This is a genomic window from Chryseobacterium sp. PET-29 (assembly GCF_025736815.1).
GTDB lineage: Bacteria > Bacteroidota > Bacteroidia > Flavobacteriales > Weeksellaceae > Chryseobacterium > Chryseobacterium nepalense.
Window position 1 is genome coordinate 4,006,818 of record NZ_CP107053.1, and the last position, 14,834, is coordinate 4,021,651.

Sequence of the window (14,834 nt, forward strand, 5' to 3'; positions counted from 1 at the left end):
AATTATGAAAAAATATATTAGCAGTTTTTTAGTATTAGTTTCGGGATTCGCTTTTTCCCAGACTATCCTGAACGCTTCTTCTCCTGAAGAATTCAGAAAAATGAGAGCTGAGAACAAAATGAAAGTTGGAGATACTGTTATCGACAAAAAAGTAAAACCTCTGGAATATGGGTTTGTTGATGAGAAGGATATCCTAAAAAGCATGTTTGTTTGGGAGGTAATTGATATGAATGATAAAATCAATCAGCCTTTCTATTATAACAATCCTGATGGATTACTGTCTTCAGAAACAAAATCTTTGTATAAACTTTTACTTGATGGTGCTTTAAATGGTGACATCAAAGAAGTTTATGATGATGAAAACTTTGTACAAAGACTTACTCCTGAACAGATCAAGTCAAGACTTGTTGACGTAAGAGTAGATGATGAAGCTATTAATATCTTAAACAGTGGACGTCAGCTTACAGAACAGGAGAAAAAAGAACTTACTGACGTTTATGAAACAACAACAGAAAAAGTTAAAGTTTTAAAAGTATTCGGAATGTGGTTCATCGATAAGAGAGACGGACAATTAAAGTACAGACCTCTTGGAATTGCTGCAATGGGGCCAGATCCAAAATTGATAGGTAGAACTACGCCGGATGGACAGCCTTTGCCTGGAGCTGATGAATTAATCGATCTTTTCTGGGTATATTATCCTAATGCAAGAGAAATTTTGGCTAACAATTATGTTTATAACAGAAAAAATACTTCTGCAGATCTTTCTTTCGATGATTTGATCAATGCAAGAAGATTCTCTTCTGTGATCTTCAAATCTTCAACAGGACTTGGTGATGGAGTTATTAAAGACTATATCCCAAGAGATGCTGATGAGCAATTAGAAGAAAGTGACAGAATCAAGTCACAAATCCTGCAAATGGAAAATGATATGTGGAATTACTAAATTTCACTTGATAATTATAGAAAACCTGAGTATTTTTACTCAGGTTTTTTTATTATGGAAAATGTAGACTATATTATTGTGGGAGATGGTTATGCTTCGCTTTTCTTTGCCCATCAGCTTATAAGAAATAATAAATCATTTGTTGTATTCTCGGAAGAAAAAACGAGTGCCTCCCGTGTTTCCGCGGGTATCATCAATCCGGTAGTTTTAAAAAAGTTTACTACGTTTTGGAAAGCTCAGGAACAAATTGATTTTTTGAAGGAAACTTTAAACGAAATTGAAAAATATACCGGTCAGAATTATTTAATCGATGCACCAATTCACAGAATTTTTCATGATGAGAATGAGCAACAGCTTTGGCTTAAAAAATCATCAAACGATGATCTTTTTCATTTTTTAGATAAAAATTTCACACATTTAGAAGGGGTAAAAAATGATTTTAATTCAGGAAAGGTAAATCAGTCTGCCAGGTTGGATGTTAAAGGGTTTTTTACGGGTTTATTTGATTTTTTACTAAAACGTCAACAACTTATCAAAGAAAAGTTTATATACTCTGATCTTAACATTGCAGATCATACTTATAAAAATATCAGCTTTAAACAGATCTTATTCTGCGAAGGCATGGCGGTAAAAGACAATCCTTTCTTTTCGGATATTCCTGTTGTTCCCAACAAAGGTCACCATATTAAAGTTAAACTTTCCAGGGCTTTACCTGAAAATAATACCATTAAGAAAAAGCATTTCCTTTTTCCAATTGATGATGAAAAGTATTTCTACGGCGGAACATATGACAGGGAACAGCTTCATCATGAGATAGATTCTTCTGCTGTTAAACAGCTTGAAAACGGGTTAAAGGAATTTTATCCTCACGATTTTAGTATTGAAGATGTACATTTCGGATTCAGGCCCACCGTAAAGGACAGAAGACCGATTATCGGGAGACATCATCTACATTATGATATGTATGTTTTTAATGGTCTTGGCGCAAGAGGAATTCTTAATGGGTGCTATTTTTCCAGGAGTTTATATGATTATATTGAAAATAAAATCCCTCTTCATGAAGAAATTGCTCTTGAAAGATTTACATAACCATAGTTGTAATGATTGCATCACGGCACGAAATTTCTTATCTTAAATAAAAGATAAGTTATGAACGAAAATATTCTGGGGATTGTAGCGGGAATTTTAACATCAGTATCCATGATTCCGCAATTAGTGAAAGTATTAAAGCAGAAAAATGCTGAAGATCTGTCATGGACTATGATTTTAGTCCTGATTTCCGGACTTTCTTTATGGGTTTGGTACGGATTTATAAAAGATGAGCTCCCGATCATACTTTCCAATGCTTTCGCAGTCGTTGTCAACATTATTTTGCTAATATGCTGTATGATTTACAAGAAAAAAAAATAAAGCACTTTTGACAATCAAAAGTGCTTTTTCATATATATTATTTATTGTAGGTGCAGTTTAATAAGATGCCATTTTGGTATTGGAATCCTGTTTATCTTTTTTATGATGAAACAAAACCATATTGTATCCTTTTCTTAAAAAAGTTATTTCTCCACGTATATCAGAGTACTGATAATCCGGGTTTGTAGCCGTATATTCAGGAAGCTCATCGCTTTTTTTCATCTCATACGTTTTTCCATCAAAGCGAACAATTATCGTATTTTTAGTTTCATTAAGTGTTGCCTCAAGCTTATCACCATAGGAATCAGTAAAAACGTTTTTTGAAATTTTATCATCAGTTACCGTTTCCGTATCAGTAAGATTCTGCAGATGAACTTCTTCATCTTTAGACTGATGCTTACATGCCGTTAAAGCAAAGACTAATGTTAATGTAATTATTCGTAATATATTTTTCATAGTATTTTGTTTTTATATAATGCATTATTTGGCGTTAATTACTTATAAATTTACGGCTTTATTAAAGATAATATGTTAATTTTTTATAAAATTTTATTAATAATTATACTGTTTACAATAACTCAAACTTTGTGAATTTAAATTCAGACGGATAACGATAAGCGAAGCTTCTGCAATATGCTTGTATAAAGAGATTACATTCTTAGATTAAAATATCATTATAAATAATTCACTATAGCTCATTGTTTTTATAAAGAAAATTTAATCTGAGTTCCTGAATTTCAATCTGTTTTTTTTATGACAAATTAACATTTTAACGAAATTTTTAATGACTCAACGTTAAGCAAATTGAGTGCCATGGTTTGTTATTATTTAAAATATTTTTTGCAATAAGCTGAAAATTAAAATTTTGGAATGTTTTTATGTGGGTCATAGCTGATATTAAATCGCAATTCAGCTAATTTAAAGCAGTGTTAAATATTGTTAATGCAATGGATTATGTTAGGTTTTTATTTGAGAGATTGTCCATTGAACACCTACATTTGTGCATTGAAAGTTATGAGAAATTATATCGTATATTTTTTGACTACTCTTTTTCTGCTTTTTGTAGTAGAGAGCAAAATTAATGTCAGAACATTACAGAATAATTATACTCATACTTCTCAGAATTTACCCAAAAAAGCGAACCGCTTAAATCAAACCTACGACAAACTTTCTATGCAGCAGGCTGCGGATGATGTAAGCAGCGCTTATTCTCTGGAGCTTACGGAAGATAATTTTCAGTTGTCGGATACCTTCCAGGTAATAATGGTTTTTGCCAGTGTTTTTACATTGGTTTATATTTTCGGGTTAAAAAGCTTCAAAAAACTAAAGCCTTCTATTCACGGCTATTTATCAGGTTTTTCAACGGTTAAAAGATTCATTCTGATCCGTTCTATCAGAATCTAAAAAGACTTTGTCGATCTTTTTTCTGCTGATTCTTACGGCGGAAAATAAACTGCGTTGTGTTGCCGGCAATCATCACATCGCTGTTATCCTTATTGCCATTTTCCTATTTAAAACATTAACGATTTATATAAACTCTAGAATTATGATCAAAAGAGTTGTCGCAAGCATTGCGCTAAGCAGTCTTTTATTGTTCAGCTGTAACAAGAAAAAAGAAGAAAAAGAAGAAGCTGCAGTTTATCCTGTAACCTCACCCATCGTAATGGATACGGTGATTGATAAAGAATATGTAGCTCAAATAAGATCTGTAAAGAACATTGAAGTTCGTGCACAGGAAAAAGGTTTCCTTGAGAGAATCTTTGTGGATGAAGGCCAGTTTGTTCGTCAGGGACAGACATTATTCAGAATTATGCCGAAATTATACCAGGCAGAATTGCTGAAAGCTCAGGCAGAAGTTGCCCAGGCTACCATCGAACTGAAAAATGCAAGTACATTGGCCAGTAACAACATTGTTTCCAAAAACGAAAGAGCAATGGCAAAAGCCAAGCTGGATGCCGCAAATGCTGAAGCAAAACTGGCCCAGATTCACCTGTCTTTTACAGATATTAAAGCACCGTTTTCAGGGATTATCGACAGAATCCCGTTAAAATTGGGAAGTCTTGTGGATGAAGGAGATTTACTAACCTCACTTTCGGATAACAATGACATTTACACTTATTTTAATGTTTCCGAACCAGAGTACCTGAACTATCAGAGAAATATCGCATCACGCGGCAGCAACCAGGTAGATCTGGTTATGGCAAATGGCGATGTTTTCCCTCAGAAGGGTGAGATTCAGACTATTGAAGGCGAATTCGACAGTGAAACAGGAAATATTGCTTTCAGGGCAAAATTCCCCAATCCCGATAAATTATTACGGAACGGTGAAACGGGTAAAGTAAGAATGACTTTACCTTTAAAAAATGCTTTAATCATTCCGCAAAAAGCGACTTACGAAATCCAGGATCAGAAATATGTTTTTGTGGTGGATAAAAACGGGGTGGCAAAATCTAAAAATATAAAAGTTGCTTACGAACTTCCAGATGTTTATGTAGTGGCTTCGGGAATTTCTACCGGTGACAGAATCTTACTGGAAGGCGTTCAGAAAGTGAAAGACGATCAGAAGGTTCAGGTTAAAGCTCAGGATCCGAAAAAAGTTCTTCAATCATTAAAATTAAAAGCAGAGTAAGACTCTTTAATGAAGTAAGTAATTATGTTTAAGAAATTTATTCGCAGACCTGTTCTGTCTATCGTAATCTCTTTGATTATCGTATTTATGGGAGTTTTATCATTGTTAAAATTACCCATCACACAGTTTCCTTCGATTTCTCCGCCCAAAGTAAATATTACGGCAGATTATCCGGGAGCCAACAACGAATTGCTGATTAAATCGGTCGTTATTCCTTTAGAAAGAGGATTAAATGGAGTTCCGGGAATGAAATATATGACTTCCGATGCCGGAAACGACGGGGAAGCATCCATTCAGGTGGTTTTTGATCTGGGAACAGATCCGAATGTTGCTGCTGTAAACGTTCAGAACCGTGTATCTTCAGTAGTAAATAAACTTCCGCCTTTAGTAGTGCGTGAAGGGGTGAAAATTACCCGGGAGGAACCTAATATGTTGATGTACATAAACCTGTACAGTGATGACCCGAAAGCCGACCAGAAATTCCTTTTCAACTATGCAGACATCAATGTAATGTCTGAATTAAGAAGGGTAAGTGGAGTCGGTTTTGCAGATATCCTCGGAACCAGAGAATATGCAATGCGTATCTGGCTGAAACCGGATCGGTTAACGGCATACAGCATTTCAGCAGATGAAGTAATGGAATCCCTGAATCAGCAGAGTTTGGAAGCATCTCCGGGTAAAACTGGAGAAAGTTCCGGTAAAAGATCGCAGTCATTTGAATATATTTTAAAATATCCCGGCCGTTTTAATAATGAAAAGGATTACGGAAATATTATTCTTAAAGCAAAACCGGACGGAGAATTTATCCGGCTGAAAGACGTTGCCGATATAGAATTTGGTTCTTCCATGTACGATATTTATTCTACATTGAATGGCAAACCTTCTGCAGCGATTACGGTAAAGCAATCATACGGTTCCAACGCAAGCGATGTGATCAAAAACGTAAAATCTTTGATGGCGGAGTTAGAAAAAACCACTTTCCCGAAAGGAATGCATTATGACATCAGTTACGACGTATCAAAATTCCTTGATGCTTCTATTGAAAAAGTAGTTCATACATTATTTGAAGCTTTCGTTTTAGTGGCAATCGTGGTATTTTTATTCCTCGGAGACTGGCGCTCTACATTAATTCCGGCTTTAGCGGTTCCGGTATCTTTGGTAGGAACTTTTGCGGTCATGTCGGCATTCGGAATTACCTTAAATATGATCTCGCTTTTTGCCCTTGTAATGGCGATCGGGGTAGTGGTAGATGACGCGATTGTGGTTATTGAAGCGGTTCATGCCAAGATGGAGGAGAAGCATTTATCTCCGCTAAAAGCAACAGAAGAAGCCATGCACGAGATCAGCGGAGCAATTATCGCGATTACTCTGGTAATGGCATCTGTATTTATTCCGATTGCATTCATGTCCGGTCCGGTTGGGGTATTTTACCGTCAGTTTTCCATCACGATGGCTTCTGCGATCATTCTTTCAGGAGTTGTTGCTTTAACATTAACTCCGGCTTTGTGTGCTTTAATCTTAAAAAATAACCACGGAAAAGCAAAAAGAAGAACTCCGATTACTATCTTCCTTGATAAATTTAACGGGCTATTCAACAAAGGAGCAGGGAAATATGAAAAGATGCTCAATAAAACGGTGAAGAAAAAAACGATCACTTTACCTTTATTATTAGCGTTCTGTGCTTGCACATTTTTCTTGAGCAACTCATTGCCTTCAGGATTTATACCGGCGGAAGATCAGGGAATGATCTATGCAATTATCCAGACGCCGCCGGGCTCTACATTGGAAAGAACCAATCAGATTGCCAAAGAATTATTAAGAGAATCTGAAGATATTGACGGGGTACAGTCTGTTTCTTCACTGGCCGGTTATGAGATCTTAACAGAAGGTACCGGTTCAAACTCAGGAACCTGTCTGATCAACCTTAAAAGCTGGGAAGACCGTAAAGAATCTGCCGCAGAAATTATAGAAAAGCTTGAAGAAAAAGCAAAAAATATTCCGGGTGCAAATATTGAATTCTTTCAGCCGCCGTCTATTCCCGGCTATGGTGCCGCAGGTGGTTTCGAGCTTCGTCTGCTGGATAAGGCGGGAAGTGGCGACTATCATAAAATGGAGCAGGTAAGTAATGATTTCGTAAGGGAATTGAAAAAACGTCCTGAATTGGGTTCCGCATTTACCTTCTACTCTGCAAGTTTCCCTCAGTATATGTTGAGAGTGGATAATGATCTTGCCGAACAAAAAGGAGTGACGATAGAAAATGCAATGGATAATTTATCAACATTAATCGGTTCCAATTATGAAACAAGTTTCATCCGTTTCGACAGGCCTTATAAAGTAATCGTTCAGGCTGGCCCTCAGTATAGGGCGTTGCCGAGTGATTTGTTAAAGCTTTATGTGAAAAACGATAAAGATCAGATGGTTCCGTATTCAGATTTTATGCATCTGGAAAAAGTATATGGCCTTTCGGAAATTACCAGACATAATATGTACAATTCTGCCGAGGTCAGTGGTACTCCTGCTCCGGGTTACAGTTCCGGACAGGCTATTGCAGCCATCAAGGAAGTAGCGGATAAAACGCTTCCGAGAGGATTTGGAATCGACTGGGCAGGGATTTCTAAAGACGAGGTAAGCCGCGGAAATGAGGCCATTTTCATTTTCTTAGTGTGTCTAGGATTCGTTTACCTGATTCTTTCTGCGCAGTATGAAAGTTTCATTCTTCCGTTACCGGTAATCCTATCGTTGCCTACAGGTATTTTCGGGGCTTTCTTATGTCTTAAATTATTAGGATTGGAAAATAACATTTATGCTCAGGTAGCAATGGTCATGCTGATTGGTCTTTTAGGTAAAAATGCCGTATTGATCGTAGAATTTGCTGTACAGAAAAAAGCCGAGGAAGGTATTCCTGTTGCCCAGGCTGCAATTGAAGGAGCTGCGATCCGTTTCCGTCCGATTTTGATGACATCATTTGCATTCATCGCAGGTTTAATTCCATTGGTTCTGGCAACAGGACCGGGAGCAATCGGAAACCGTACCATTGGTACAGCAGCAGCAGGAGGGATGCTCATCGGAACTGTTTTCGGATTGATGATTATTCCTGGATTATATTACATTTTCGGAACCATTGCCGATAAGTCGAGACTGGCAAGATATGAGGAGGAAAATCCTTTAACAGAACAAACAGAACCGTACCAACACGATGACAAACATGAAGATTTATAATAAATATATAATGGCCATAGTCTTATCGCTTGTTTTAGCAAGCTGTAAGGCGCCTTTGGCCACCGTCGTAAAAGACGAGGTGAAAGAAAATATTCCTCAGAATTTTAACCAGGAAGAGCAGGGCGATGCAAATGCCAACAGCGGAACAACTCCATGGAGACAGTTTTTTACTGATCCTAATTTAGTAGCGTTAATTGAAACTGCTTTAAAAAATAATCAGGAGCTGATGATCACTTTGCAGGAAATTGAAATTGCAAAGAGCGGCGTTTTAGCTAAAAAAGGAAGGTTAACACCAACGGTTTCTGCAGGTGTCGGAGCCGGGGTCAGTAAAGTAGGGCGTTATACCAGTGAAGGAGCAGGTGATGCTTCTACAGAAATAGAACCCGGAAAGGAAGTTCCGGACCCGCTTGGAAATTTTGAAGGTGGGTTAATGGCCAACTGGGAAGTTGATATCTGGAAGAAACTAAGAACGGAAAAGGAATCAGCGATAGCGCATTACCTTTCAACAGTAGAAGGAAAGAATTTTGTACTCTCTAATTTAATTGAAGAAATTGCCGACAATTATTATGAGCTTTTAGCATTAGACAATCAGCTTGAAATTATTCAGCAGTACACGAAGCTGCAGGAGAAAGCTTTGGAGATCTCAAAAATTCAGAAAGAAGCAGCAGCGGCTACAGAGCTGGCGGTTAAAAAGTTTGAAGCGGAACTGGCAAAATCCAAAGCTACGGAATATACAATTCGTCAGGAGATTACAGAAAAGGAAAATGAGATCAATGCTTTATGTGGTAGATATCCGCAGACTATTGTACGCTCAAAAAGTGATTTCATGTCTATGATTCCGCAGACTGTATATACGGGAATTCCATCTCAGCTTCTTGCCAACCGCCCTGATATTAAACAGGCTGAGCTGGAACTGAAAGCTGCAAAGCTGGATGTTGAAGCAGCAAGAAAGGAATTTTATCCTACTCTGGAAATTTCAGCAACATTGGGCCTGGAAGCTTTTAAACCTTCTTATCTGGTGAAATTACCGGAATCCATGGCAGCAAGTCTGGTGGGTGAGCTTGCAGGGCCGCTTATTAATAAAAGTGCGATCAAAGCAAATTTCCAGACCGCTGACGCACGACAGATCCAGTCTTTGTATGAATATGACAAAACTATTCTGAATGCATATTTAGATGTTGCCAATTTAATGTCTAAAGTAAAAAACATAGATCAGTATTATAAACTGAAGTCTGATGAAACGAAGGCTTTGGAACAATCGATAGATATTGCTAATCAGCTATTCAGAAATTCAAGGGCAGATTACCTGGAGGTTCTTCTCAATCAGAGAGATGCTCTGGATGCAAAAATGGAGCTGGTGGAAGCAAAACAAAAACAGCTGAGTACAGTTGTGGATATTTATAAGAGCTTAGGCGGAGGCTGGAAGTAATTATAAATCCTTAATGTTTTAAAAAGAAAAGAGACTGCCCGAAAGGGATCAGTCTCTTTTCGATTAAAACTGAAAACTTTAATAGAAAGGCTCATGTAATGAAGCCTTTACTAATTTATCTGCATCGTATGAACAGCTAAATTATCCGGTTAGTTTTTATAGAAAATGGTATTAGTTTTTTGAAATTAAATTTAAAAAAACCATCCTCCCTCAAAAGTAATTTCCCTGTTAAGGAAGGTGGTAAGATTATTGAATCATCATGTTTCCGGTTATTGACTTTTACCCTTAGTGGATATATTTAGTTTTATAATGTAATACGTTTAAATTTCTCTTCTTAACTCTGAGTCCAAAATTATCAGGTTAAATCCGGATATAAAAATAATTGTTGTCTTTATTCATAAATTATGACGTCTTTATTTGAAAATTTAAAATATTTAATGTGCTGATTTTCAATTTTTATATTTGTAAAATAGAAATAATTCGATAGTAGATATTAATTCAAACTTGTTTGAGAAAAACCGTCCATTTTTTGTAATTTTGAGCGCTGTTTACATTGAATAATACTAAGGTGATCAAAAAACTACTGCTTTTATTTTGTACCATATGCTTTCATTTTTTCCTTTCGCAGGAATCAGAGACTGTGTATGATGAGTTGAGAAAGAAGTACGAAAACTTTGAAGAAAATGATTTCAGAGCATTTCAGTATATCCGTCCTTACATTGCTAAATCAAAAAAAGAAAAGAACTATAGTAAATTGGTTCAGGGATATAAAGATGCGGTACTTTTTGCTTCCCTTGATGAAGAAAAGCTGAAATATAGCGACAGTCTGGTCCGGGCGGCAAATCTTTCGGGGGATAAAGACCTTATGATTGTTGCCCATATTGATAAAGGTGTTATTTATTACTATAACTATAAAAAATATCAGCTTGCCCTTAATGAATATCTCGAAGCCTACCAATATTCAAAAAATACAAAAAACGAATACCTGAAACATCAGAACCTCTATCATATAGGGGTAGTGAAAAGCTATTTGGGATATTATGACGAAGCTGCTGATTTATTCAGCAAATGCCTTTTGTATTACAGGGAAAAATCAAAAGCCGATATTCATCCTAATCTAATTTACAACAATAAAAAGGGTTATCTCAACAGCCTGCACCAGCTGATTATCTGTTACCGGCATCTGGGAAGGTATAAGGACATGGATGTTGCAATAAAAAAAGGACTTTCGGAGGCTGGCAATAATCGGGATTATGCCCAGGAGAAAGGGTATTTCCTTCTTTCAAAAGGAATTTCCGAATATAGGGAAAAGCAATATGAGACAGCCTTGACGGATCTTAACCTGTCTCTTCCGTCCATTCGTCACAGCCGCGATTTTGCAAGGCTTTCAGTTAATTATTTTTTTATAGGAAAAAGTTATCTCGGGATGAACGACACTCAAAAATCTGTTTTTTATTTCAGGAAAATTGATTCCATTTTTAACAAACATCAGTTTATCCTTCCTGAGCTCAGGGAAAATTATGAGATTCTTATCAATTACAGCAAGAAAAATAAAGACCAGGCGCAACAGCTTTACTATACGGGGCAATTGCTGAAAGCAGACAGTATCATGTCCAGAGATTTTAGTTATCTGTCTCCGAAGATTCACAAAGATTATGACACCAAAACATTACTGGAAGAGAAAAACAAGCTTCAGAAAATGAACTATCTGGTAACCGTAATCGTAATTCTCTTAATTATCTGGGCAATCGGTCTCATTATGCTTTTCACCAAAAGGCAAAAAAAGGCTAAAGAAATTAAGCAAAAATATATATTACTTGAAGAAAAGTTTGTAAAAGACCAGGCTATTGGCGAGATATCCAGTACTGTACTTGAAGAAAAAAAGATTCACCTGCATGAAAGTAAGGTGGAAGAACTTCTTCATAAACTCAAAAAGTTTGAAAACAAAAAAGGATTTACCCAAAAAGGGCTTACCCTCAACAGGCTGGCTCAGCAACTTGGGACAAATTCCAGCTATCTCTCCCAGGTTATCAATGAATATAAAGGCGGAAATTTTAATAAATATCTCAGTCAGCTCAGGATCAACTATATTACCAATCTTCTTTTTGAGGATAAAAAATATCTAAAATACAATATTGAAACACTCGCCAGAGAGTGCGGAATTGCTTCACGGCAAAATTTCTCCGATCTTTTTTATGAAATCAACGGAATACGGCCTACAGATTTTATTAAGAAAAGGATGCAGGAGATGGATAATGGAGGTAATTAATAATTATATAAATCCAACGAAATCAATGAATAAAGGCTTAGATCGAATTGTTTATGTGTAATTATATCATACAAAACAGTATTTTCCTAATCATTATTTTCCTATATATATACTTGATATTGGACTTTAGATTTAAGAAAGACAATTTTAATTTTAAAAATTATTTAAAGAAAAGGAAAAAGCAATCCACCTTATCAATGTTTATGGATATAAATGGTTGGCAAGCGGCGGTCGCTTCTTTAATATTTACGATAATATATTTTTATATTAAACGTGGAGTGTTAACTGATATTTTAAGTATTTTTAAAATTAATCTATGCTAATCAGTTTATAACTTCACGAAAATAAAACCAACCAAATCTACCATGAAAAAGCTCATCTTCATTATTATAAGCCTTCTTATTCTCCTGATCATTATTGTTTTAATTAAAACATTTACTTATTCTTTTAAAAAAGTAAGTGCTAATACTACTTCAGGCTGGAAAATGATAAAAGATGATTCCGCTATTCAAAGATTATCTGGCGGGCTAAAGATTCCGACTGTTTCATCGGGTGAGCTGGGCGATTTCAATTACTCAACATTTGATACCATCAAGGAATATATAAAAAATTCTTATCCCCTCATTTATCAGAATGCAGAGTTTGCTGAAGTCAATACCTATGGTCTGGTATTTAGGTTAAAGGGCAGCAATCCTTCTCTCGATCCCATTTTATTTCTTTCCCACACTGATGTCGTTCCTCCCGGAGATGCTGAAGTGAAAGATAAAACTGAAAATATTTTCAGACCGGATGATCAACCCTTACCTGCGGTATCGGAAGTTTCGGAAGAGTGGGATTTCGGTCCGTTTTCCGGAGCAGTAGCAAACGGAAGAATTTACGGAAGAGGTTCCATTGATATGAAGGGAATGCTATTCTCCCTTCTGGAATCCATGAATAATGTAATTAAGACAAAATATATTCCCCAGCGGGATATCTATCTTGCTTTTGGTTTTGATGAAGAAGTGGGCGGACAACAGGGCGCTGTAAAAATTGCAGAGTATTTCAGAAATAAAAATGTGCAATTTGATGCAGTATATGATGAAGGCGGCTTAATTCTGGAAAAGGGTAGTGTTACAGGGATCAACTCAGATATTGCCGTAATCGGCTGTGCGGAAAAAGGTTTTCTCTCCGTTAAAATAAAAGTAAAAGGACTCGGCGGACATTCTTCTATGCCTCCTTCGGAAAGTGCCATTGGAAAAGCTGCTGTCATTATGCAGCGCCTTGAATCCGGCCAGATGAAGCCTGAAGTCACTCCGCTTATCAATCAGTTTTTTACCAATGTCGGTGGATCCATGTCTTTTATTAGCAGAATGGCCATTGCCAATCAGTGGTTATTGAAACCCGTTCTTCTTTCACAGCTGACGAAAAATAATTCCACCAACGCCCTGGTTCGTACAACTACCGCTTTAACCATGATGAAGGGAAGTGACGCTCCCAATGTCCTTTCTCCCGAAGTGGAATTTATTGTTAATTTCAGACTTCTTCCCGGTAATACCGTAAAAGATGTGAAAGAACATATTGCAAATGCTACCAAAGGATTTGATGTGGAAATTGACGAAATCGACAGTGTAAAAGAAGCTTCTGCAGTTTCTTCATCGAATACAAGAGCATTTCAAATGATAGAAGCGGCGATTAAAGAAATTTATCCTACGGCAATCGCAACACCTTACCTCACGGTGGGCGCAACGGATGCTTATAAATACCAGATCGTAAGTAAAAACATTTACCGCTTCATGCCGATAAAAATTAGCAACGCCGAAAAGCAATCTATCCACAGCACGAATGAATATCTCAGCATAGAAAATTATATGAAAATGATTCATTACTTTGAATTCATCATGAGAAATTATGATAAATAAATATGAGCAATAAGTAATGAATAATTAAATTAGATTATCAGAATCATAAGAATATATAAATTGTTAATAAACTGTGATCTTGCTAAGTCAAACGTTTTTGTTTAATGAAATAAGCGCAACTTTTTAATAAAAAAAACCTGGAGATTTTAGCGTTAAAAATCAATCAGTCCAAAAAAATTAAAACAAAAAAATAACACGTCAAGTTTTGTCGCATCACCGGAATAGCTTTGTCATATCAAAACAACAAAGTTATGGAACTGCCATTATATTTAAGTTTTAATGAATTTGAAAACCGGTATTACGACCATCTTGAAACATGGTTCGAAGAATACCGCAACACATCAGAAACCGATTATCTGAAAATTTTAGCAGAACTGTATAGTCCTTATTTATATTACAATTTTGCCAATGACAGGCTGCAGGCTGATGCTACAATTCAGATTAAAGAATGCTCTTTTCCGTATCATGATAAAATAGGACTTTCTTTCTGTACAAGCTGCGAAAATGGAAAATCTCCCAAAAGCACCAAAAGCATGAGCCATGTTTTCGAGTGGAAAACAATCAGCATGATGGAATATGCACAGCATGTTTTAGATAAGATCAACAAACATCTCCAAACCAATACCGGTAAAGTCGGTCAAAACATCCTGGATTACATTAATGATTATAATATCATCACTTCAAGAGACGGAGCGGGATATTGTGTTAACTATAATCAACATCAGACTACACTGCCTTTTTTGAAAGCCTACCTTCCTGTTTACGGACAAACGGTGAATATTGCAACTTACAGAGATTTCATTTTTTCAGTAGTTCAGATTGCGGAGTTTATTGATGAAAAATTAAAAGATGTGCATGCTTTTGAGAATACAATTTACACAAAGCTGAAATCTGATGCTAAATTCAAAGTTCAGATGAACCAGCAGTTTCTCACCATATGCAACTAAACTAATACCAAACATTCATATAGCTAAATTATAGTTTGAAATGGGTTGAGATTTTCAAACGCAACCGCCTGATCTTTTGTGATCAGGCGG

At 36.3% G+C, this 14,834-nt stretch carries 11 protein-coding genes; 10 read left to right on the plus strand and 1 reads right to left on the minus strand.

The window, feature by feature from the left end:
- The first annotated feature begins 4 nt into the window (after positions 1 to 4).
- From gldN to ODE14_RS18155, 3 genes are read left to right on the plus strand one after another with little or no spacing between them, the layout of a single operon-like run.
- The gene (gene gldN / locus ODE14_RS18145; RefSeq protein ID WP_248394637.1) at positions 5 to 943 is read left to right on the plus strand and encodes a gliding motility protein GldN; all 939 of its coding nucleotides are present in this window, start codon (positions 5 to 7) and stop codon (positions 941 to 943) included.
- Positions 944 to 997: 54 nt separating this feature from the next.
- Positions 998 to 2,032, plus strand: a complete 1,035-nt coding sequence (locus ODE14_RS18150; RefSeq protein WP_263602408.1) for an NAD(P)/FAD-dependent oxidoreductase — start codon at positions 998 to 1,000, stop codon at positions 2,030 to 2,032.
- 60 nt (positions 2,033 to 2,092) lie between these two features.
- Entirely contained in the window at positions 2,093 to 2,353 is a 261-nt protein-coding gene (locus tag ODE14_RS18155; RefSeq protein ID WP_248394635.1) for a SemiSWEET transporter, read from the plus strand.
- A gap of 57 nt (positions 2,354 to 2,410) precedes the next feature.
- Here ODE14_RS18155 and ODE14_RS18160 read toward each other — a convergent pair whose 3' ends face one another.
- Positions 2,411 to 2,809, minus strand: a complete 399-nt coding sequence (locus tag ODE14_RS18160; protein WP_263602409.1) for a hypothetical protein — start codon at positions 2,807 to 2,809, stop codon at positions 2,411 to 2,413.
- A 558-nt stretch (positions 2,810 to 3,367) separates the two neighbouring features.
- Here ODE14_RS18160 and ODE14_RS18165 point away from each other — a divergent pair.
- The 7 genes from ODE14_RS18165 to ODE14_RS18195 all read left to right on the plus strand — a co-directional run bounded on the left by ODE14_RS18165 (position 3,368) and on the right by ODE14_RS18195 (position 14,744).
- Positions 3,368 to 3,757: a hypothetical protein gene (locus ODE14_RS18165; protein ID WP_263602410.1), complete on the plus strand. Its 390-nt coding sequence runs from the start codon at positions 3,368 to 3,370 to the stop codon at positions 3,755 to 3,757.
- Between the two features lie 142 nt (positions 3,758 to 3,899).
- The gene (locus ODE14_RS18170; protein WP_248394962.1) at positions 3,900 to 4,982 is read left to right on the plus strand and encodes an efflux RND transporter periplasmic adaptor subunit; all 1,083 of its coding nucleotides are present in this window, start codon (positions 3,900 to 3,902) and stop codon (positions 4,980 to 4,982) included.
- Between the two features lie 24 nt (positions 4,983 to 5,006).
- Positions 5,007 to 8,201 (plus strand): efflux RND transporter permease subunit, encoded by a 3,195-nt coding sequence (locus tag ODE14_RS18175; protein ID WP_263602411.1) that lies wholly within the window; start codon positions 5,007 to 5,009, stop codon positions 8,199 to 8,201.
- On the plus strand, positions 8,188 to 9,630 hold the full coding sequence (locus ODE14_RS18180; protein ID WP_263602412.1) for a TolC family protein: 1,443 nt from the start codon (positions 8,188 to 8,190) through the stop codon (positions 9,628 to 9,630). The genes ODE14_RS18175 and ODE14_RS18180 overlap by 14 nt, the downstream gene beginning before the upstream one ends.
- Before the next feature lie 568 nt (positions 9,631 to 10,198).
- Positions 10,199 to 11,899: a helix-turn-helix domain-containing protein gene (locus tag ODE14_RS18185; RefSeq protein ID WP_263602413.1), complete on the plus strand. Its 1,701-nt coding sequence runs from the start codon at positions 10,199 to 10,201 to the stop codon at positions 11,897 to 11,899.
- A gap of 365 nt (positions 11,900 to 12,264) precedes the next feature.
- Entirely contained in the window at positions 12,265 to 13,797 is a 1,533-nt protein-coding gene (locus ODE14_RS18190) for a M20/M25/M40 family metallo-hydrolase (protein ID WP_263602414.1), read from the plus strand.
- 251 nt (positions 13,798 to 14,048) lie between these two features.
- Complete coding sequence (locus ODE14_RS18195; RefSeq protein WP_263602415.1) at positions 14,049 to 14,744, plus strand: hypothetical protein; 696 nt, start codon at positions 14,049 to 14,051, stop codon at positions 14,742 to 14,744.
- The last annotated feature ends 90 nt before the right edge of the window (positions 14,745 to 14,834 follow it).